General features: G+C 62.8%; 33 protein-coding genes and 1 pseudogene. 28 read left to right on the forward strand and 6 right to left on the reverse strand.

Annotated elements, in window-relative coordinates:
- Positions 1–387 precede the first annotated feature (387 nt).
- The 28 genes and pseudogenes from ACIHAD_RS11810 to ACIHAD_RS11945 all read left to right on the forward strand — a co-directional run bounded on the left by ACIHAD_RS11810 (position 388) and on the right by ACIHAD_RS11945 (position 15,524).
- A complete protein-coding gene (locus ACIHAD_RS11810; RefSeq protein ID WP_397354325.1) occupies positions 388–1,167 on the forward strand; it encodes a DnaB-like helicase C-terminal domain-containing protein in 780 nt (259 codons plus the stop codon).
- Positions 1,168–1,398: 231 nt separating this feature from the next.
- Positions 1,399–1,608 carry a hypothetical protein gene (locus tag ACIHAD_RS11815; protein ID WP_397354326.1) on the forward strand — a complete coding sequence of 70 codons (210 nt, stop codon included), beginning with the start codon at positions 1,399–1,401 and terminating at the stop codon, positions 1,606–1,608.
- 12 nt (positions 1,609–1,620) lie between these two features.
- Entirely contained in the window at positions 1,621–1,986 is a 366-nt protein-coding gene (locus ACIHAD_RS11820) for a hypothetical protein (RefSeq protein WP_397354327.1), read from the forward strand.
- A 102-nt stretch (positions 1,987–2,088) separates the two neighbouring features.
- Positions 2,089–2,865 carry a hypothetical protein gene (locus ACIHAD_RS11825; RefSeq protein ID WP_397354328.1) on the forward strand — a complete coding sequence of 259 codons (777 nt, stop codon included), beginning with the start codon at positions 2,089–2,091 and terminating at the stop codon, positions 2,863–2,865.
- Positions 2,865–3,209 (forward strand): hypothetical protein, encoded by a 345-nt coding sequence (locus ACIHAD_RS11830; RefSeq protein ID WP_397354329.1) that lies wholly within the window; start codon positions 2,865–2,867, stop codon positions 3,207–3,209. Before ACIHAD_RS11825 ends, ACIHAD_RS11830 begins: the two co-directional genes overlap by 1 nt.
- A gap of 55 nt (positions 3,210–3,264) precedes the next feature.
- Positions 3,265–3,663: a hypothetical protein gene (locus tag ACIHAD_RS11835; protein ID WP_397354330.1), complete on the forward strand. Its 399-nt coding sequence runs from the start codon at positions 3,265–3,267 to the stop codon at positions 3,661–3,663.
- A 9-nt stretch (positions 3,664–3,672) separates the two neighbouring features.
- A pseudogene (locus tag ACIHAD_RS11840) lies at positions 3,673–3,867 on the forward strand (CHC2 zinc finger domain-containing protein); the annotation flags it as partial.
- A 16-nt stretch (positions 3,868–3,883) separates the two neighbouring features.
- Positions 3,884–4,522 (forward strand): hypothetical protein, encoded by a 639-nt coding sequence (locus ACIHAD_RS11845; RefSeq protein ID WP_397354669.1) that lies wholly within the window; start codon positions 3,884–3,886, stop codon positions 4,520–4,522.
- Entirely contained in the window at positions 4,519–4,767 is a 249-nt protein-coding gene (locus tag ACIHAD_RS11850) for a hypothetical protein (RefSeq protein WP_397354331.1), read from the forward strand. The genes ACIHAD_RS11845 and ACIHAD_RS11850 overlap by 4 nt, the downstream gene beginning before the upstream one ends.
- Positions 4,748–4,999 (forward strand): hypothetical protein, encoded by a 252-nt coding sequence (locus tag ACIHAD_RS11855; RefSeq protein WP_397354332.1) that lies wholly within the window; start codon positions 4,748–4,750, stop codon positions 4,997–4,999. The genes ACIHAD_RS11850 and ACIHAD_RS11855 overlap by 20 nt, the downstream gene beginning before the upstream one ends.
- Positions 4,996–5,283, forward strand: coding sequence for a hypothetical protein (locus ACIHAD_RS11860; RefSeq protein ID WP_397354333.1), 288 nt, complete (start codon positions 4,996–4,998; stop codon positions 5,281–5,283). The genes ACIHAD_RS11855 and ACIHAD_RS11860 overlap by 4 nt, the downstream gene beginning before the upstream one ends.
- A gap of 187 nt (positions 5,284–5,470) precedes the next feature.
- A complete protein-coding gene (locus ACIHAD_RS11865; protein ID WP_397354658.1) occupies positions 5,471–6,172 on the forward strand; it encodes a metallophosphoesterase in 702 nt (233 codons plus the stop codon).
- Positions 6,169–6,828 (forward strand): hypothetical protein, encoded by a 660-nt coding sequence (locus ACIHAD_RS11870; RefSeq protein WP_397354334.1) that lies wholly within the window; start codon positions 6,169–6,171, stop codon positions 6,826–6,828. The genes ACIHAD_RS11865 and ACIHAD_RS11870 overlap by 4 nt, the downstream gene beginning before the upstream one ends.
- Positions 6,829–7,027: 199 nt before the next feature.
- Positions 7,028–7,234: a hypothetical protein gene (locus tag ACIHAD_RS11875; protein ID WP_397354335.1), complete on the forward strand. Its 207-nt coding sequence runs from the start codon at positions 7,028–7,030 to the stop codon at positions 7,232–7,234.
- Between the two features lie 622 nt (positions 7,235–7,856).
- Entirely contained in the window at positions 7,857–8,258 is a 402-nt protein-coding gene (locus ACIHAD_RS11880) for an SLOG family protein (protein ID WP_397354336.1), read from the forward strand.
- Complete coding sequence (locus ACIHAD_RS11885) at positions 8,259–8,510, forward strand: hypothetical protein (RefSeq protein WP_397354337.1); 252 nt, start codon at positions 8,259–8,261, stop codon at positions 8,508–8,510. It begins immediately after the preceding gene.
- A 56-nt stretch (positions 8,511–8,566) separates the two neighbouring features.
- On the forward strand, positions 8,567–8,719 hold the full coding sequence (locus ACIHAD_RS11890) for a hypothetical protein (RefSeq protein ID WP_397354338.1): 153 nt from the start codon (positions 8,567–8,569) through the stop codon (positions 8,717–8,719).
- A gap of 353 nt (positions 8,720–9,072) precedes the next feature.
- A complete protein-coding gene (locus ACIHAD_RS11895) occupies positions 9,073–9,339 on the forward strand; it encodes a hypothetical protein (protein ID WP_397354339.1) in 267 nt (88 codons plus the stop codon).
- Between the two features lie 144 nt (positions 9,340–9,483).
- On the forward strand, positions 9,484–10,377 hold the full coding sequence (locus ACIHAD_RS11900) for a hypothetical protein (RefSeq protein WP_397354340.1): 894 nt from the start codon (positions 9,484–9,486) through the stop codon (positions 10,375–10,377).
- 92 nt (positions 10,378–10,469) lie between these two features.
- The gene (locus ACIHAD_RS11905) at positions 10,470–10,868 is read left to right on the forward strand and encodes a hypothetical protein (protein ID WP_397354341.1); all 399 of its coding nucleotides are present in this window, start codon (positions 10,470–10,472) and stop codon (positions 10,866–10,868) included.
- 134 nt (positions 10,869–11,002) lie between these two features.
- Positions 11,003–11,770, forward strand: a complete 768-nt coding sequence (locus ACIHAD_RS11910) for a DUF2637 domain-containing protein (RefSeq protein WP_397354342.1) — start codon at positions 11,003–11,005, stop codon at positions 11,768–11,770.
- Between the two features lie 140 nt (positions 11,771–11,910).
- Complete coding sequence (locus tag ACIHAD_RS11915) at positions 11,911–12,213, forward strand: hypothetical protein (protein WP_397354343.1); 303 nt, start codon at positions 11,911–11,913, stop codon at positions 12,211–12,213.
- 621 nt (positions 12,214–12,834) lie between these two features.
- Entirely contained in the window at positions 12,835–13,164 is a 330-nt protein-coding gene (locus tag ACIHAD_RS11920; protein ID WP_397354344.1) for a hypothetical protein, read from the forward strand.
- Positions 13,121–13,648 carry a DUF6879 family protein gene (locus ACIHAD_RS11925; protein ID WP_397354345.1) on the forward strand — a complete coding sequence of 176 codons (528 nt, stop codon included), beginning with the start codon at positions 13,121–13,123 and terminating at the stop codon, positions 13,646–13,648. The genes ACIHAD_RS11920 and ACIHAD_RS11925 overlap by 44 nt, the downstream gene beginning before the upstream one ends.
- Before the next feature lie 46 nt (positions 13,649–13,694).
- Positions 13,695–14,561 (forward strand): helix-turn-helix domain-containing protein, encoded by an 867-nt coding sequence (locus ACIHAD_RS11930; protein WP_397354346.1) that lies wholly within the window; start codon positions 13,695–13,697, stop codon positions 14,559–14,561.
- 62 nt (positions 14,562–14,623) lie between these two features.
- Positions 14,624–15,028 carry a hypothetical protein gene (locus ACIHAD_RS11935; RefSeq protein WP_397354347.1) on the forward strand — a complete coding sequence of 135 codons (405 nt, stop codon included), beginning with the start codon at positions 14,624–14,626 and terminating at the stop codon, positions 15,026–15,028.
- Complete coding sequence (locus ACIHAD_RS11940) at positions 15,025–15,228, forward strand: hypothetical protein (protein ID WP_397354348.1); 204 nt, start codon at positions 15,025–15,027, stop codon at positions 15,226–15,228. Before ACIHAD_RS11935 ends, ACIHAD_RS11940 begins: the two co-directional genes overlap by 4 nt.
- 5 nt (positions 15,229–15,233) lie before the next feature.
- Positions 15,234–15,524 (forward strand): hypothetical protein, encoded by a 291-nt coding sequence (locus tag ACIHAD_RS11945; protein WP_397354349.1) that lies wholly within the window; start codon positions 15,234–15,236, stop codon positions 15,522–15,524.
- Between the two features lie 224 nt (positions 15,525–15,748).
- Here the strand turns inward: ACIHAD_RS11945 and ACIHAD_RS11950 are convergent, their stop codons facing one another.
- From ACIHAD_RS11950 to ACIHAD_RS11975, 6 genes are all read right to left on the reverse strand, one after another.
- Complete coding sequence (locus ACIHAD_RS11950; RefSeq protein ID WP_397354350.1) at positions 15,749–15,973, reverse strand: hypothetical protein; 225 nt, start codon at positions 15,971–15,973, stop codon at positions 15,749–15,751.
- Positions 15,974–16,112: 139 nt separating this feature from the next.
- Entirely contained in the window at positions 16,113–16,238 is a 126-nt protein-coding gene (locus ACIHAD_RS11955; RefSeq protein WP_397354351.1) for a hypothetical protein, read from the reverse strand.
- Positions 16,238–16,975 carry a peptidoglycan-binding protein gene (locus tag ACIHAD_RS11960; RefSeq protein WP_397354352.1) on the reverse strand — a complete coding sequence of 246 codons (738 nt, stop codon included), beginning with the start codon at positions 16,973–16,975 and terminating at the stop codon, positions 16,238–16,240. Before ACIHAD_RS11960 ends, ACIHAD_RS11955 begins: the two co-directional genes overlap by 1 nt.
- 12 nt (positions 16,976–16,987) lie before the next feature.
- A complete protein-coding gene (locus tag ACIHAD_RS11965; RefSeq protein ID WP_397354353.1) occupies positions 16,988–17,212 on the reverse strand; it encodes a hypothetical protein in 225 nt (74 codons plus the stop codon).
- Between the two features lie 8 nt (positions 17,213–17,220).
- The gene (locus ACIHAD_RS11970) at positions 17,221–18,249 is read right to left on the reverse strand and encodes a hypothetical protein (protein ID WP_397354354.1); all 1,029 of its coding nucleotides are present in this window, start codon (positions 18,247–18,249) and stop codon (positions 17,221–17,223) included.
- Between the two features lie 9 nt (positions 18,250–18,258).
- Positions 18,259–19,461, reverse strand: a complete 1,203-nt coding sequence (locus ACIHAD_RS11975; protein WP_397354355.1) for a hypothetical protein — start codon at positions 19,459–19,461, stop codon at positions 18,259–18,261.
- Positions 19,462–19,464 lie beyond the last annotated feature (3 nt).

The raw sequence follows: 19,464 nt of genomic DNA on the forward strand, positions 1-19,464 counted from the left end.
CCGGAGTTCCTTGCCGAGCTACGCGAGGTAGACGAGAGCTTCGGTCTTGCTCTCGGCGAGGCAGTCAGGACGATGCGAACCTTCGCGCTTCTGCGTAGTGAGCTAGGCGCCGAACAGGTCGCCCAGGGCGCCCCGGCTCGACCGGCGCCCGCGCGCCCAGCTCGACCCACGCCCCGTCAGGCGGCGCCGACGTACGAGGCCCAGGATGCCCCGTCCCCGGACGACTACCCGCCCGGGGAGGAAGGGCCGCCCTCGTGCGGCCACGGCCCGATGCGCTACGTACCGGCCGGGACGAGCAAGGCCACCGGCAAGCCCTACGGGGCGTTCTACGGCTGCACCGCACGGCGTGACGACCCGACGCGTTGCAAGAGCGTTCCCGCCTAACCCGTGTACACGATCCAGCGCGCCCGAGCGCATGCGGGCGAAGCTGGCGCCACCCTGCCGAACCCCTTTCGCAAGTTCAGCAGGGAACAGGTGGAGTTCCGTCGCGGTCAGTTGCACCTGATCGCGGCGGGGCCGGGCGTCGGCAAAAGCGCCCTATCGCTGACGCTGGCGGTAGCCAGCAAAGTACCCACTCTGTATTTCTCGGCTGACTCGGATGCGGCAACGCAGTACGAGCGGACGGCCGCGATGCTGTCAGGCCGGGAGATCCACGAGATAGCCGCGATGGTCGAAACCGGGGATACCCGATACCTGGACTCCAAGTTGGCGGGTATACGGAAACTCCGCTGGTGTTTCGACTCGTCGCCCAGTCTCGATGTGCTCGAATCGCAGGTCAAATCATGGGCCTACGTATACGGAACATATCCGGAAATGATCGTCGTCGATAACGTCGGCGACGTGACGCCGGACGTCGAGGAACGCGGGCACATCGGGCTTGAAAGCGTCATGGATTACCTCGCTGATCTCGCGAGGCAAACCGGCGCATGCGTGAACGCCCTGCATCACCTAACCGGCGAGTACGACGACGGCACACAGCCGCCGCCTCTGTCGGCCTTGAAAGGCAAAATCAGTAAGAAACCCTCTCTGGTCTTGAACCTGTTCCGGCCGGAAGAAGGAAAGCTAGGCGTTGTTGTCGCGAAGAACCGCCACGGTCGGCCCGACATGGCCGGGCGGTATCGAATCGTTCTCAACTCCGATCTAGCGCGAATGCAAGTCACGGATTAAGGCGGCACACATGCTTTGCACCTTCGGTAACTGCATGAACCTCCGTAAATGGCACGGGCTTTGCACCGCCCACGACGACCAGCAAAAGAAGTACGGGCGATGCTTCCCCACCCCATCGGACGGCATACCGAAGGACTGGCGAGGCTGCGACACCCCCGAATGCATCGGGGTTCACAAAGCACACGGCCTTTGCGCACGGTGCTACATGGCAAAGCGACGGAAGGAAGCAGCATGCGCGTAAACGCACAGTTCGGCTATGACGACATCATCGCTCTCAACATCGAGGGTATCGGCTGGGTAGGCGTAACGCCGGGCACCGTGACGCCTCTCGCCGACTCGGCCGTGGCCTTCATCGCAGAAGACGGCAATCAGATCAACGTCGATGGTGAGCGTGTGATCGCTACTGCGGTCAAGCCGATCAATGAGGCATCAGCGGCTTAATGGCGGCGCCGAGTGAGCAACCCCAGCAAGCAAAAGGGGACCGCGTTCGAAAGGCTCTCGGCTGACTATCTCGCCGAGACTATCCCCGGTGTAGACCGGATCGGAAGCGTTGACTTTGGGGCGGGCGACCTTAAGTTGCCCTACCCGATTCCCCATGAATGCAAGGCAGAGAAGCGAATCACGCTTTCGGAGTACGCGAAGCAAATCAAGGCCATCAAGGAACGCCTCGGAGCGATTCTCGGCGCCGTCATCATCAAGGCGCCACGAAAGCCGGTAGGTCAGGCGTACGTACTCCACACGCTTGAAGAGTGGCGGGCAATGCTCCCCACGATCGCGGAACACCTCGACGAGATCGAGGCCCGCCTACACGGCGAGTGACTGCCGGCCAACCAGCCGCGGTTTAAGGAACCCCAGGTCAACGCGCTATGCCCGATTGCCGGCCAGCGCGGAGAGTGATCACGGCAAGGAAGCACCGAACACATGACCGCGCTCGTAATCGGCTCTACGGCCCTAGCTTTCTGGTACACCGACGCCGTCAGAGAACCGAAAGATACCGACGTCTTCAGCCCCACCCCCGTGGACGACGCCGACGTTTTCTGGGATGACGACTTCAAAGAATGGCTCTCGGATGAGCCGGGCGCCAGGTACGCAACCCCGCACGAGCTGATGACCATCAAAGCATCACATGCCTATTGGGACCTGCGCAACGGGTCATGGTCCAAGCATATGGGCGACATGCTTTTCATGAAGAAGTTCGGGGTGCGCATAATTCCCGAACTGCACGACATGCTTTACAAGGTCTGGGAACGCCGCTACGGCGCGAAGCAAGTAGACCTGACGCAAGAGGCCGCCGACTTTTTCAATGACGCCGTGAAGCGTATCTACGACCACGACAGCATCCATGACAGCGTCGCCTACGGCGAAAGACCGCTATACGAAAGCGTCCTGAAAGACGGCGCTTCTGTGCAGGTCGATATGTCCAAGGTACGTGCGCTGTCGTACGACGATCAGCTACGGCTCTTTCGTGAAGAGATCTACGCGACCGCACTTGAGCGGAAAGTGATCCCGAGCGACTACACGTGTTCGCCGCGCTGGGCGTACGCCTGGGCGCTTCGGCGCACCATTACATCACTTACAAAGGGCTGGTCGGCCCGTTTCATCGTGGACAACTACGACCAGTTTTACCGCCCGGACACGGACTATGTGGCGCGGCACCTAAGCCGCGCTGCCCGGCTGATTCCTCTGGAGGGAAAGTAATGACTGATCTGATCAACCTCTCTGACGCTTCTCCCCGCACCGTCGAGAATGCCCTTCTCGGTCATGTGAACGCCAACGGCTACAGCTATTCGTGGTGGTCCTGGCGAGACGAAGACGAAAACGGCACGGAGGTTGCGGGACTCGGGAACGTGGCGACGGTTCAGACGGAAGGCGGCGGGGAGGGCGACGGTGAATACATGCATGTCGTCATTCGAGTAACCCAGGGCGACGTTACCCGGTACTTCAAGAAGACCGGCTATCACTCGTCGTATGGCGGGACGGATTGGGACGGCGAGATTCGTTCCGTCTGGCCGACGACTAAGACGGTCACTGTTTACGAGTAGCTAGACGCCGACATCACGGCCGACACGCAATTTAGCACGCGAGACAGGAGTCCCCATGCCCTCTTTCACTGTTACGAACGCCCAGTTCGCCGAAGCCGTTAAGGCCGTCGTCGAGGAAAACCCCGGTCGCGTCTATGAGGCGCCCGCTCACCAGCTCGCCACGGTGACGAACCCGGCGACTTGCTACTACGTCCACACGGACCCTGACGACGGCGACAAGCTTTCCCCCGGTTGTGTCATCGGTGCCGCCCTTCACCGCCTGGGCCTCTCCCTCGACGAGATTCGACAGTGCGAGTTCGACAACGCACGACAGGTTCTATTCCGTCTCTTCCCCAACCTCTCGGCTGACACCCGCGACTGGGCGAACTCCGTTCAGACCCGCCAGGACGCCAAAGCGACTTGGAGCGAAGCCCTCGACTACGCCAATAGCCGCATCGGTTTCCCTCAGGACTAACGGGCGCCTATGGCCGAACAAGCCATAGCGGACGTGCTACGGCACTATGGCGCGGAATACGTACCCGAAGGGTACAAGTGGGCGCCCATGAAATGCCCCTTCCACGACGACCGTAGCGCGTCCGCATCCGTCTCCACGGAACGCGGCTCATTCAAGTGTCATGCCTGCGAAGCGCACGGTGACACATACTCACTCGTGGCTTGGAAGGAGGGAACCGATTTTGCTGGTGCCGTCGAAATCCTCACTGGAATTCTTGGCACAGAGCACCCGGCACTATCAGCGGGCAATGCGCGGAAGCCCCGCCGAAGAGTATTTGATGCAGAGGGGGCTAACGCCGGACAGCATTCGATCTTTTCGGCTGGGCTACGTCGCCGATTCGATGCCGGGGCATGAGAAGTACAGCGGGCGCATCGCGATTCCGTATCTGTCGCCCGACATGATGACGCTACAGCTGCGATTCCGAAGGCTGGGAGATGGGGACGGGGCGAAGTTCCTAAGTGTCCCCGGCGACATCCCACGGCCCTACAACACGCGGGTTCTTGAAGAAGAACATGACGTGATGTTCACCGTCGAGGGCGAGCCGGATACGTGGATCGTCACACAGTGCGGGCTACCGGTCGTCGGCCTGCCGGGCGTCAGCTCGTGGCGGCCGGAATGGGCGCTACCGCTACGCCAGTACGACACGGTGTTCCACCTCGCGGACAACGACGACAAAGGCCAGGGCGCGGAGCTGGGCGAGCGCATGGCGCGAGACCTTCCCAACCTGCGGACCATCCTTTGGCCGGCTGGTCACGACGCGAACAGTCTCTTTCTGGCCGAAGGACCGGAAGCTCTACTTCGAAAGGTCGGCATGGCGTGACCTTCGAGAAGTTCTATCAAGGCCGTGTAGCGAAATGGTCCGCCGCATGGAGTGAAGCATTCGAGCTGTTGCGAACGCAAGCGAAAGCAGATTGGGCGCCAGTGGACGACGAACGATCGCGGATCGTCATCATGAGCGGCGAATTGGTCGAGGCCATTCGCCAGGAGTCATACAAGGACGGTTGGAACGCCGCCCTGAAGCACGTACAGGCGACCAACGGAGAAGGTGTTAAGCATTACCTCTGACCAGCTAGCCGAAGCCGTAGAGGACGCCATTCGAGCCGCTAAGGCCCGCGTCGTCGGTATCGGCAAATTGCAGTACGACGAGGGCGACACCCAGCGATTCGAGAGCATGACCATTCGAGAGCTGTTGCAGTGGGCCAGCGAAGAGGCGGAAGACCTCATTGTTTACGGCGTCATGGCCCGCATCCGAATCAAGCGCGTCGAGCGCCAGCTAAAGAAGGGATTCGACCTGTGAGCTTCGAAACCATGGGCAGGAACACCGGCGCCCTTGCCGCGCTGATCAAGAACGCCATCATCGCCGACGCTATCGGCGTGGTCGAGCTGGACGACCTTCCGGCCGATATCGAACCCCTCGTCAACCTCGCGGGCGACAAGTGGGAAGACGCCGACGAGTCCGGCCTAGACACCCTCGTCGCGGTGATCATCATTCTTCTAGCGCTCGGCGCCGCCGCAGAAGCGCCCCAGACGCCGCCGCCCTTCCCGGGCGCCGACCCCCGGAATCACTTCCCGAAGTACTGACGTCAGGGCGGGCGCCTACGGGCGCCCCCCGGCATCGCGCGAAAAACGGAATGTGCAATACCGCTGCGACCATCGCGGCTCTAACCGTGGTCCTGGTCATCATCGCCATTAGGAACAACCGGAGCTAGCTATTCAGCGCATACTGATCTACCCCGACGCCCAGATTCCGCTACACAACCCGCGCCAGATCAACAGCCTTCACCGCTACATCCACGCGACCAAACCCGATCGACTCGTCATCATCGGGGACTTCATGAACTACGCGGGTCCGTCGCGCTGGAGTAAGGACACGCGGGCCGAATACGAGAGCGACGTATTCCGCGAGAGCGAACTAGGCAAGCGATTCCTCGCCGACCTACGGCGCGGCTATGACGGCCCCGTCGATTTCGTCGAGGGGAACCACGATGCCAACCCTCGGCGATACCTACTCCGTTACGCCCCCGCGCTAGCGGAATCGTCCGCCTTCAACGTCGAAACGCTACTTGATTTCGACTCGCACGGAATCAAGGTCGTACGTGGAAGCCTCAACGTTGCGCCCGGCTGGATCGCCATGCATGGACACCTGGACAAGATTCGAACCGTGACGGTTCCTGGCGGGACCGCGAAGAAGTTCGTTGACCGGTTGCACAAGTCGGTCGTGATGGGCCACACGCACCGGCTAGGGCTCATGCCGCACACGGTAGGTACCACGTCGAGCAATTCCGTTCGATGGGGAATGGAAGTCGGCAACCTGATGGACATGCGACGAGCGGAATACCTCGGGCTCGTGACGGCGAACTGGCAAAGCGGGTTCGGAATGCTCTACGTCGAGGGGAAGCGCGTCCGACCGGAAGTGATTCCGATGGATGGCAACGGATCGTTCATTGCAGACGGGAAGGTTTGGGGTTGATCACTGACCTAGTTATCGAGACGGCGGAATCGGTAGGCCGGAAGGTCGCCCGGGATTGGCCATTCCTCGACGTCGAGGACATCACACAGCATGTCCTACTGGAAGCGTGTACACGGGCCGACGACTACAACGGAATGCCGCCCGACGAACTGTGGTCATTCCTCACGAGGAAGGCCGTTGCCTACTGCGCCCGTGAACGGAACGACTACGTGTACCGGACGGCTCGATACCTCTACACGCCCGAAGAGGTCCGGGTTCTGCTGACACTCGCGGTGGAATCGGTAGGCGTCGAGGGCGACGCGCCGACCAAAGACGGCTACGTGTCGGCCCCCGACCGGGGCAACGTCTGCGTGTCCCTGTGGGACCTGTCACAAGCGCTCGACGGTATTCCGGAACGCTGGCGCCGCATCCTCATGCGGCGGGCGGAATGCGACGGGTTCGACAGTGAGCAACGCCGGAAGCTCGTCGAGGCCGGATGGGAGCCACTGAGCGAGAGTGAGCAGCGGACGGCCCGCCGCGCAACCGAACGCCTGGCGGAAGTGCTGAACCGGGTTGTTAACCGGCTGCCCGGCGACCACGACGGCCCCGGCGCCCGGAAGGCGATGCCGAACGCCCGCGCCCAGGCCGTCACCCACGATGAGAGGGACGGCGAATGAGTGGAGGAATGGCGCCCGCCCATGAGCTGGCCGAACACATCGCATGGGCGTTGGAAGGATTCGGCAACTACGAAATGCACGACACATACTTGGTCGCCCGAACTGGCACCGTCCATGCCGCCTTTTGGGACAGCGACGGAATGGTGATCCGGTATCGGATCACCGTGGATCAGCTCCCCTCCCGAAGGGAGGAAGACCGGTGAGGCCCGAGCTGCCGGCTGAGACATTCCGCGTGTTCCCGAACGCGATGAACCACAGGAACGTCTACGACGACGTTGCAAGCGTTCGGCGGGCCGTTGCCTACCGGAAGTCGAACCCTTGGGAAGTCATGCCGATCAGGGTCTATCGGGCCGTGACGGTCTGGGAAGACGTGACGCACGAATACGTGAAGGCCGCCAATGGATGACCGCATGCCAGACCAGCTCGACCGCGAGCCGCCCGCGAGCGTCCTAACCGGTTGCCTGGCGCTCATCGGCGTGATGACACTCGGCGCCCTGGCGCTCGTCGGCCTAGCCCGACTCGTCCTCGGATGACAGCCCCTTAAGCCCGTTTTGGTCGTCCGGTTCTGATACTCTTTCTTGCAAGTTGGTTGTGGGGGTCGGCTGCAAACGTCGGCCCTCACTTCCCGTGTCTCGAAAGGCGTGTACACGCTTTGGATCATTTCGAGCTTTACGGCTCACCGGCCAACGCCGTGGAAGTCGCGTGGGGAAGGAAGAACAACGGAACGCACGTTGTGACCCTCCGATTCACATACGTTCACGGTCCGTCCAACACCTCCCATCAGCGCGAAATGGTTCGCCTCGGCGACCTTAACGGCCTGATAGATGACCTGACGGCGATAGCCGAGAAAGCGGGCATCCGGTAATGCCTTTGACCGCGTACACGCAATACACCCAATACGCCCTTCAGAACCGGGCTAACGGCCTGATTGGCATGACGGGAACCGATCCCGTTCGGATGCGGGAGCTGGCCGACTGCTACGGCTACGACCTGCTGGAACGCGAGGTAACCGTCTCGGAGTGGGCGCCGTGCGAGTGATCGTCACCGGCTCGCGAGACTGGCCGGACTGGGGAGCCGTGTGCAGGGCGCTCGACCTGGCGCTGACGATCGCCCAGGACTGGGGCCAGCCCCTCACGGTCGTACACGGCGGATGCGAGACGGGCGCCGACGCGATGGCGGCGGCATGGGTGCGCATCATGCGTGACGACCTGGATATGCCCGTGATAGAACGAACGTTCGAAGCGGAGTGGGAGAGGTTCGGGAAGAGGGCAGGGCCGATGCGTAACCGGCGAATGATCGAGGCCGGGGCGGACTACGTGATCGCCTTCAACCTGAACGACAGTCGGGGCACGAGCGGAACCATTGCCCTCGCCGAAGCGGCGGGCATTCCGGTGGTTCGGTTCGACATGGGAGACAAGGAAGCTGCATAAGTGGATCGCGTGGAAGTCGCCAGCGAAGAAGTCCTGTTCGCCCGTCCTGGGCGGGCGCGCGTAGAGCGCACGGCGTACACGAACGGCACCGTCGATTACTCCGTCTGGGTGCACGAGGGCACGACGATCGCCGATGCAGGGGAAGCGCTCCGGACTGCTAACGCCCAGCTCGACGGGATACCCGTGACGCTCGTGGAGCTGATCCACGATGACGGCCTGGTGGGCATGATCTACCGACAGGCGGCGAACTAGTGATGCGGTGCGCTGCGTGCGGACAGGACCGGCCCGAACCGGCCGTCAGAACTGTCGTGCTCGACGACGATGGAGACGCGTGGCAGCGAAGCATTCAGGGCTGGCTCATGGCCGGGGCGCGCGACCCCCGAACCTGGGATGAGCTGTTGACGCACTTCGGCGTCAGGACGGTCATCTACGATCCGGCTACCGTCGCCGACGCGGCCTAGCTTCACCGCCCCCACCTGGGCAGCGAGACGCCATCGCGGCCCGTTCCCTGATAGCCTGAACCCCGTTGCGGAAGGCCCTTCCCTTCGGTCGGTCCTGCTGACAACCGCAACGCGAAAGCCCCCGGGTACATCATTCGCCCCGGGGGCTTTTTGCTTCCCCGCGTCAATAAGCTCCACCTCTGGTGGAGCTGACCGCGACGAGCCCGCCGGCTGATTCCGCGGGGCGCATGGCCGCAGGTCAGAACCGCGAATCACTATTGACACCGGCCAGAGGCGATCGGCAACCAACTTGCAATTCGTGTACACGGGTTGCTATGTTCCTCGTGTCAGCAGGAACGAACAAGGGGACGTAGATGGAAAGCAGCTACAGGAAGAACGCCGCAAGTCGCCGCCAGGCGTGCGAAGATCTCGCCGACCTGTACGAAGCGGGTATGCTCCGCGAGATTCGCGCGTGGGTAGAGGCAACCGGAATCGGTCTAGGCCGAACGCGGCTGTGGGTGGACTCGTGCCGGTTCCTGATCGACAACTTCGACGTAGCCGACACGACGGAAGACCCAAACCATTATCGCGACTGGGCAATCCTTCAGGGCATCATCTACATGAACATGCACGCGAAGTAGAGCACGGACAGCCCCCGCTACGGCGGGGGCTTTTTCGTGCCCGCCTCGGCAACCAACTTGCAAACCGTGTACACGGCCCGATAGTGTTTCCCGTGTCAGCAGGAACCGGGGCAAACGCCTCGGGCATAACCGAAGGGAAACCCAATGTCCGCCGAGATCCGCGTTTACGTCATCACGAAGCACAGCAAGGGCAACAACCACATTGCGAAGCCGGAAGACGCCGCCAAGACCCTTTGCGGCAAGCCCGTTACCGGAGAAGGGGTCGAGGGCGCCGGCATCTGTGGTAACTGTAACCGCCTCGCCGACCGGCGCGGCCTGGTCGAGGCGACACAGGAAGCCGCCCCGGAAGCGGCGGACCTGGTTAAAACCCGCGAGGCGTGGCTTCACCGCGCGGTGGACATCCTTCGCCCGCGCTATGCTGCGCTGGGGCTTCCGATCCCGGAAAAGCTTCACCTCTCGATCGGCTATGGATACAAGGGGCGTGGCGGGGAGTCCCGCACGATTCACGGATTCTGTGTGTCGCGCTTCGGTAGCAAGGACGGCGTTAACCACATCTTCATTTCGCCGGAGATTGAAGAAACGTGGCGAGTCCTGGCTACCCTCATGCACGAACTGATTCACGCTGGCGATGACTGCGCTTCGGGTCACAAGGGCACCTTTGCCCGCGTCGCTAAGGCGCTGGGGTTCGAGGGCAAGATGACCACGACAGACCCGAACGAAGCCCTGATCGAGGACCTTAAGATCATCGCCGATGAGCTGGGGGAGTGGCCGCATGGCGCTCTGATCGCGCCTCGCAAGTCTCCCCGCGCCCCCCGGAAGACGGCGCCGGAAGTCGAGGCCGAAGAGGGCGATGAGGGAGAGGGTGAGCCGGAAGGCGTCGAGCACTCCGGAGACAAGGCACAGAAGAACCGCCATGTGCTTCTGAAGTGCGTCACCCCGGACTGTGGCTGTGAGGGATACCAGGCTCGCACGACGCGGAAGTGGCTGGCTGTCGGGCTGCCCTCGTGCCCGTGCGGGAATGAGATGCAAGCCGCGTAGGCGTCAGCGAGAAAGCCCCCCGGAATCCGGGGGGCTTTGCGCTTTCTTCGGCTACGATGCGCACAGCTACCGCGAGAAAGAGGGCGCCCCCGATGGGTATCAAAATCATTGAGATTCGCCTATGCGACTACTGCGAGAAAGAAGAGAGTAAGGAAGTCGAGGCCACCGACGAAGTGACGATCAACGGCAAGAAGGCTCTTACCTGCGACAGGCACGGCAAGCCTTTGCGCAAGATGCTTGAAGAGTTCAATAAGGTGTCGGAGCCTGTACAGGAGCCGCAAGTAAGCCGCGCGTCGCGGGGGCGTCGAGGGCGGACGACGGCGCTACAAGCGGCGGCCGAACCGCGAATCGAGCCCACGCCTTCCGATATTCGAGGATGGGCTCTCGCTGAGAATGAGCGACTCGGCGAACAGAGATACATCGTCAGGGGGAACCACAAGATCCGTAACGAGGTAAGAGACGCCTACATGGCCGCTCACGGCCTTAGCTGAACGACGCAACCCCGCTCACCCCATGGGCGGGGTTTCGCTACGCTCGAGCCGAACCAACTTGCAACACTGCTACGCCCGCGATACCTTCCCTTCCGTCAGCAGGATCTTGGAAAGGCAAGGGAAGCATCATGGGCTTGATCAGACTCAACGCCGATACGGTCATCAGGGCCGCCGCGTACGCGGGCGTTACGAGCCTCGCCGGAATTGCCGGAGTGGTGTCATACACGCACGCCTACGGCGTAGCTCTCGCTCACGGGGAAAGCGTCATGGTTGCTCGCCTGATCCCGTTCGTCATTGACGGCCTGTTGGTCGTCGCGTCTGTCGTGCAGCTCGACGCCGCGAGGAACGACCGCAAGCCTGGTTGGCTGGCATGGCTGGCGCTTATCGTCGGCATCGCCCTGACTCTCGGCGCCAATGTCCTCCACGGATGGGCACACGGCGCCGTGGGCGCCGTCGTAGCCGCCCTTCCGGCGGTAACGCTCACGATCGCTTTCGAGCTGCTTATGTACATGATCCGCCGTGCGGCGGGAACGGTGGAACCCGCCGTCGCGGCGGCCCCGGTGGTCGAGGAGACGCCGGAACCGGCGCCTGTCGTCGAGCCCGAAGCCGTCGAGGTCGAGGCGCCCAAGCAGCAGCGGAAGCCGCGCGGCCCGCGCCGGGGAACCGTGGGCGTTGCCGCCGTCCACGTCGAGGCGGTAAAGAATCACCTCGCGACCCTGGATTCCGAAGAACTGGCGAAGGTTACGGGCGAAAGTCTGGCGGCAATCCTACCGAACCTCGTGGACCGTACCCGCCGCGCGGCGCTCGCTAAGGCTAGGGCGGAAATGGGTCTGGAAGGCTCCACAACGCCCGCTGACGCCACTGCGGACGTGCTTCCGGGCTTGACTCCAGTCCCCGCATAAACAGCCGCACGGAACCCCCTAGGGCTTCCTGGGGGGTTTCGCTTTGCCGATCGCAACCAACTTGCAAAGCGTGTACACGGGTTGATACTGTTTTGCCTGTCAGCAGGACGGGGCGAAAGCCCCGAAACGAAGGGAAAACAGTGAGTAGCAACATCGACCTTCCGGCCACTATCGAGGTAGAGCATGCCGAATGCGGCATGCGCGCCCGGTACGTCATTCCGGAAGGGCGCTACTCGTGGTTCCAGGTGTGCATCGGCTGCGGAACGGGGATTGTCACCGACCGCGCCAACGCGCACGTAACGTGCGAGGGTAGGCGAATCGACATCGACGAGTACGGCGTTAGCCTGCTCGACTGCACGAACATCGCGGTCACGTTCGTTCCGCACCGGGGCCACCTGTGCCTGTTGCACGGGTACGCGGCCATCACGCCGGACGAGCTGTAACTAAACCGAAAGCCCCCGCTACGGCGGGGGCTTTCGTCGTTTCAGTAGCGGTATCGAGTGATCTGCTTACGGCGGACGATTAACCGGAACACCCAGAGGGGGAACCACACGAAGATGCCCCACAGGCCGCACGTAAAGCACGTCAGCATGAAGTGAAAGCCGTGGCTCTTGCCAGACAGGCCGCGATGCTTCGTGACGCTCTTGCGGGGCTGTGGGGGGCCGTACGGCCCGTGCGGAGGCTGCGAATGTCTCATGGGCGGGGACTCTAGCCCCACAAGCAAAGAGCCGCCCCCTCACGCAAGGGGGCGGCTCATGGCCGCAAGCGGGGGCAACCGCCCTCGGCACGGGATGCTCCTGCATCCGAACCGCCTTCAGCGTAGCGCGCGGCGTCGAGCTGGGCGACGTGCTCACTCTGCGGAGTGGCCGGCTGATTGGCCGCGGTTCACAACATCCCAGGTCAACGCGCTGTGCCCAAGTGCCGGCCAGCGCGGAGAGTGATCGGTTTCGTAGTGTGCGGCATCAGGCCGGATGCACCGGGGCGTGTACACGCCTCTATTGACGTTCCCGCATCCTGGCGTTCAAGCTCTCGGGACAACAGGCCATCGAGCGAGGGGAAGCATCATGGCGCATAAGCCACGGCTCGAATACGTGGGCACCGATCCGAACAACGCCACCGACGATTGCCCATCGGTGTTCGTCGATCCGGATACGGGCGACTTCTACTTTCAAGGCGATACCGTCACCGATCCTGACGTACTGGCTTGGATCAACTCAGACAGCAGGATCAAGGACACCGAATCGGTAGTGCGGCTTCCGGCCGCCATGGCACAGATCATCATGGAGGCGGCAAGTGGGAGCTTTGCGCGGGGGAAGCGGCGCTTCACGCCCGAGACTCACCCCAGGCCCGATGAAGATATTCGGACCCGACGAGAGAAAGCCGACCTTCGCTGAACTGCTCGCGGACTGCACCGCATCAGCCGTTCACCTGGAGATCCACGACGCCCACCAAACCACCGATCCCGGGTTCCTCGCGTTCCAGGCCGGACAAGACTTCGTCAACCGCGACCAGGCCCGCGCGTGGGTCGATGTCGTCTCGTCTGCGGTCGCTCGGGGCGTAGCCGTCCGGCGCGCTCGCATCATCTCGGAGCCCGTGAGCGACTACACCAGGTACATGCATGCCGTGGCGCCCGCGTTCCAACTGGCGGCGGGCGAACAACTACGTTGGTTGCCGCGACATGTCGCCTCGGCGCTGCCGGTTCCCTCGGCCCCGTTCTGGGTGTTCGACGACCGGTTGGTTCGGTTCTCGGTGTACGACGGCTTCGGCGACGTGATCGGGCATCAGTTCAGCGAAGATCCCGCCGTGGTCGAGGTGTGCGCCAGGGCGTTCAATGCGGTGTGGAATCTCGCCCTTCCGCACGATGAGTACAGGCTGTGAGCTGCCCCGTGTCGCGAAACCGCGCCTACTCTGCACACTGGTAACTGTGCCGTCGTCATCGTCTTCCAGCGCCCAGCAAGCAAGGTTGGCACTTGCCGGTCAGCTCCGCGAAATCCGCGAGGAAGCGGGGTTGACCGGCGACGAGCTGGCGAACGCTGCCGGATGGCACGGGAGGTCCAAAGTGAGCAAGATCGAGAGTGGCACGCGCCCCATATCGGCCGAAGACCTGAAGGTCTGGCTTCGGGCATGCAAGGTGCCGATCGAGCGCGCCAACGAGCTGCTTGCCGCACGCCGCGAGGCGGCAGGCATGTGGACAGATAGCCGCAGGATCAACCGGGCTGGGCTTCGGGCCGCACAGAAAGGCGTGCGCCCGATCTTCGACCGCGCTACGTCTGTCCGCTCCTATCAGCCCCGCATGATCCCCGGCCTACTCCAGACAGCCGACTACGCGACGGCCGTCCTCGTCGCCGTTCGGCAGCGCCACAACGTCCAGGCCGACGACGTAGCGGCAGCCGTTCAAGAGCGCCTAGCGAGGCAAGTCATTCTCAGGCAGCCGGGCCGCACATTCGCCTTCCTGGTTGAGGAAGCCGCCCTTCGGTATCAGCTGTACGGGCGGGAGGTTCTTGAGGGGCAGCTTGCGCACCTTGAAGCGGTTACAAGCCTGCCGTCTGTGTCGCTCGGAATCATCCCCCTAGGGGCGCCGAGAGCGCATTCCCCCCATGCGGCACCGGTCGAGGGCTTCACGATGTTCGATGACGAAATGGTAAGCGTCGAGCTTGTATCAGGGCATTTGCAGCTCTCCCAGAAGTGGGAAGTTGCCCTTTACGGGGAGCGCTTCGCCGCCCTAGCGGGCATCGCCGTCTACGGCTCGCAAGCGCGCCGGCTGATTAGCGAAGCCCGGGGCGCACGATAGGAAGGGGGCAACAACGGGCAACATCATTGCCGCTGGTAAAGCGTCGCTTCTACGGTCGATGTATGGCCCTCACGCACACCGCCCCCTCGGCTGAAGACACCCTAGGAAGCCCCGTATCCGAGAGCGCCGCGAACGTCCAGAATGCCGCCCTCGACCTTGTACTGCCTCACCTAGCGGGACTGGACGTTAACGCGCAACTGGTCAAGCGGGCATTGATCCACTGCCAGACGGAACCGGAACCTTCCGTCGAGCGGCTATGCCATCCGCCGCAACTGGTCGTCTACGCGAACGCAGGATGGAAGGTCGCGACGGTGAGCATCGGGGGACGCTCGGGAAGCTACATGGTTGAGCTGGCGCGCGTCGGCGAGCACAACCAACCGCTTGCCGACCGTATGAGGATCGTTTCGGGAGACGAGCCGGAGAACGTTGCCCTGGAAATCAGCCTTCACATGGGGCAGCCGACATGACCACCATCGAGGACCTTCACGACGCCTACGGCAAGTCGTGGGAGATCGAGCCGCTTCCCACGTATGGCGCCGCCGCATGGCGCAAGGTCGAACGCCCCCCTCTCGGGAACTGGCTCAACGTCATGGTTGCGGGCAGCCTCGACGAGCTGGCCGCGAAGCTTGCCCAGCAAGACGGCCCTCGACCCACGAGCAAGGGCTAGCACTCATGGCGGCCCCCGCGCTACGCCGGACCGCGAGAACGCTTGCAATCGAGTGGGGACCGTCCAACTTCGCCAACACCGAATATGGCCGCGTCGGCGAGATCAAGGCGTTCTCACTCACGAAGTGGGGAACCGCCTACACGCTCTCGCCCCGGCTGCCCGACCGGAAAGGCATGCCGTATCCCGCCGAAGAGTTCCGGTCGGATCAGAAGGCAAAGGAACGGGCCGACGAGATACTTCGGCAGTTCTTGACTGACTTCCTTGCCGCTATGGAAGGGAAAGAGAGCGGGGCATAGACGCCCCTGGCTAGGTGATCGCGAGGGGCGCCTAGCCAGGGAGCAAGCGGCCCCCGACCAGAACAGGCAGACGGACCCCCGCTCATGGTTTCCTGCCTGAGGATCGCGCGCTTCCCCGCAACGCGATTCGGCCGCCCTCTGGTCGGGGGCTGAAACCTCCCAGAACGCAGAAAAGCCCCCAGGGTCCGTAGACCCTAGGGGGTATCGTTCATGCGCTCACAGGCTTACTCGGCCGCGCCCGTGTCGGTGCGGAGCCACTTCGGTAGAAGCGCCTGGACGACGGGCAGCGCCATCACTCGGGCAAGGCCACCGGCAACCGCGAGCGCGCCCGCGACGCCGGTAGCAGTCTCGGGAATGCCCGACGCGTCCACAATGAGGGGAAGCGCCACGGCGACACCGACGAGGGTCTGTAGGGCAGTGCGTAGGGCGCGCTTGGTGTCCTCGGTCATGTCTCAATCCATCCTGTCGTTAGTTACTCTTCGCGCTGGCCGGCACTTGTAGACGACCTAGCGACCTGGGGTTTTGCGAACCGCGGGCAAAGGCCGGCGACTTCGCACAGTGATCAAAAGCGTGTACACGGGTCGAGGCTCAAAGCCCCGATAGCCACACGAGCCCGGCGCCCAGGGCGCCCAGGACGACGCCGACGACGACGCCCAGGACGACCGCAACGGCGACGAGCTGGCGAACGCGCCCCTCGGGCGCACGATGGATCATTAGGTAACCTCCGCGAGCCACGCGGCCCGCCACGTTTCTGCATCTGCTACGCCATCTCGACGACCTAGCCGCTTCTCCCGCTGGAACTGCTCGACGATTCGTTCCGTGTCACTCCCATAGATCCCGTCCACGTCGAGGCGCCATCCGCGCGCCCGCATGCGGGCCTGAAGGACTCGCACGGCCGAACCGACCGTGCCGCGCTTCAGCGGGGTTCCCGGGTACTTCGGGACGCTCGACGGCTTCGCGTCAGGCTTGGGAACCGGCGTCGAGGCCGCCGCCGTGTAGGCCGGGCGGCCGTAGCCGTAGATGCGATCAGAGGACCGGGGGACAGTCTTCTCTGCCACGGCGTCACCGTTGTAGTACGCCCCTGTGAGGCCGTTCCCTGTGGTGTTTCCGCCCACGGTGGTTATGTGCGTCGGCGACACAGCGGTCACCAGCTCGACATGCGTTCCGCCCCCGGGGCCGTAGTAGACGAGATCCCCGACTGCGGGCGTCGAGTGCCATCGGTTCCGCGCCTTAAACCAGGCAACGCCCGCGAGGCAAGACGCCGTACACGGCGCGATGCTGGGCGCCTTAGCTTCCTGAAACACCCAGGATAGGAACGTGTGACACCAGGGCTGCCCCTGTGCCCAATTCAGCGGCTTTACTTCCGCCGCGTACTTCGTGAGATTCACGCCGCGTTCGCGGTAGCCGATCTCACCCCGCGCGATACTCCGCACGCCCACGGCGGTAGCCATATTCAAATCTCCTTACGCCATGAATGCCTTAATCGCCGCTGCAATGGCGGCCACAATCGAAACGGGAAGTCCCCACATCCACCGCTCTAGGACGCGAAGGCGTCGCTCGTGGTCGCGGTCGGTGTCGCGGGATTCCTTCAGTTCTTGCGTCAACGTCTGAACAACGACGACGAGCTTTCGCATCTCGTCATACATGTCCTTGAAAGTGATGACTACGCCGGTCGGCTCGTCGGCCACGCCTTCCCCTAAGTGATTGATATTGATCCGGGAGTCATCACGTAGCTTCCGGACACGATAAGCGTTTCTCCCGCCCCCCAGAACGTTCTATACGTGTAGAAGGTCCCGCTAGGGTCGAGGGCGACGCACGCCGCCTTAGTGACGGTAGAAAGGTTGTCGGTACTCACGTAGGAGACGAACATGGGCCAGCCGTACGGCGCCGCATTGATCGACGCGAAGTTAGTGCCAGACGGCATGACGCCGCTTGCCGTTCGCTCTAGCGAGAAATGGAAGTGAACCGCGCCCGCACGCGCGTAAGCATTAGCAGCCTGCACCGAATAGCCCGACTGCCAAGTGAAGTTCAGTGGCGTGATGTTCAGGGCGTGCGAGTGAACGCGCTGAGCATAAGTCACGCCCGCGACCGACTTAGTTAGGTACGGGGAAAGGTCCTGCGGCGGCCCTAGCTCAAACTCTCGCGAGGCGTCACGCGCATAGAACTTCTTAGCGTTCGGGTTGTATCCAAGCTGCCCTTCGGCGAGCTGACGGGCGCCGTACGACGTGCCAGCAGGCGAAAGCATCTGCACGCCATTCGACACGAATTCGCGCGTGTCCCAGATATCGGCAGGCAAAACCGTGTCGCTGTTGCCTCGGACAGAGAACACAGCCAGCGGGATTTCGACGCCTTCCCACGAGCGATCGAGCGGCGGGGGAGTAGACGAGCCATTGGCGACCCCCGTCTTGACGGTGAGAGCAACCCGGTTAGCTTCCCGATCCAACTTGAGAACAATGCGATCCATGCGAGTGGACGCCGACTTATTCTGTTCGATCAGAACCGTTTGATTCACGTCTAGCTCATAGTGGAAGCCCGCGACCTTGGCATGCCCCGCGTTAACCACGAGCTGGAAGGGCTGGCCCGTGGCGACCACCTTTAGGCCGTTGGCCCACGGGCCGGGGGCGTCAACGCCGTTCGTCTGCCAGGAACCCGCCATCGTTGACCACATGGCTTCATTGAGCGCCGAACCGTCGCCAGCGTCGAACGGGTAAGAACGTTCAGTCATGAGGCTTTCCTAGATTTTGCGGACGGATAGATAGCTGCCTGCCAGGATCGAAAGGCTTGCGTTCGACGGACCCACATACGACAGAGAAACATTCCCGGCGCTGCCGGCCGGGTTGGCAAAGGTGCCTGTGACACGGCATGAGTAGACCGTGCTCGCGGTTTGCGCGCCGACCGACTGTGAGGGGTTCCCAGCGATAGAATTGCTTCGCGAAGCCGTCGTACCGCTCGACGTGGTGACGTACTCGAATACGGCAGTCACCTTGCCATTGGTGCCTAGCGATGGGTGATCGAGGCGCACAGAAACAGTTGAAGCGGCGGTAGTTGCCCGATAGAACACAACGCCGTCGAACTGGTAAATACCGCGATCGACGGCGATCGTAAGTAGCGGGTCGGTGGTCGTGGACCCAGACGTAAGAGTTAGGTCCGCGCCACGGCGTTCCATCGCCGAGAACGTACTACTGCCCCCGCCGCCGCCAACGGGCGTCCACGTAGGCGTGTCCCATGACGTTTGAATGAGTAGTTGATTAAGTGCCTGATCCCAGACGAGGGCGCCCACGGTCGGCTCTGGATATCCGGAGCTGTCACCGGCCACCGTGACGATAACCTCACGGAACTTCGGCAACGGCGCGGTTACAGAACTGGAGGCGTTCTTTTCCTTTATCTTCGCATAGAAGCGCCCAACGTTTGCGTCGTAATAGATCGTCCCGTCCGGGAACGTCTCGTCGCCCTTGGCGCTAATCCGGATGCCCCGGCTCACATAGGTTCGCCTATCAATGACCTGCCCGACAGGGACCGGCGCGGAGTTCGGAGGGACGTTATACGACGCGACCCAGAGTTCCGGCGTCGGACCGGTCTTATCCGGGTTCGGGGCGCTGCCCCCGGGAACGCCTTCCTTTACGGCAAGCGCTACCTTGTTCGTGCCACGGTCGAGGCGGAGAACGATCGAGTCGCCGCGCCACTGGGAAGCGTGATCGTTGAGGGTGTACCCGATCGTGGTTTCGGCATCAAGAACGTAGTGGTAGCCGCGAAAGGTTGCCCTGCCAGGAGAGATCTTCAGCTCACCGGGAACCAATTGTGAGACGACGCTAAGATCCGTCGAGCCCGGGGCAGCTGCAACGCCGTCATCCTGCCAAAGGGAAGCCATCGCTTCCCAGTCGGACTCTGTGAGGATCGCCCCGTCCCCGGCGTCAAAGGGGTAACTTCTCTCAGCCACGTT

The sequence above is a fragment of the Nonomuraea sp. NPDC052265 genome, assembly GCF_044547985.1.
In the GTDB taxonomy this organism is placed as follows: domain Bacteria; phylum Actinomycetota; class Actinomycetes; order Streptosporangiales; family Streptosporangiaceae; genus Nonomuraea.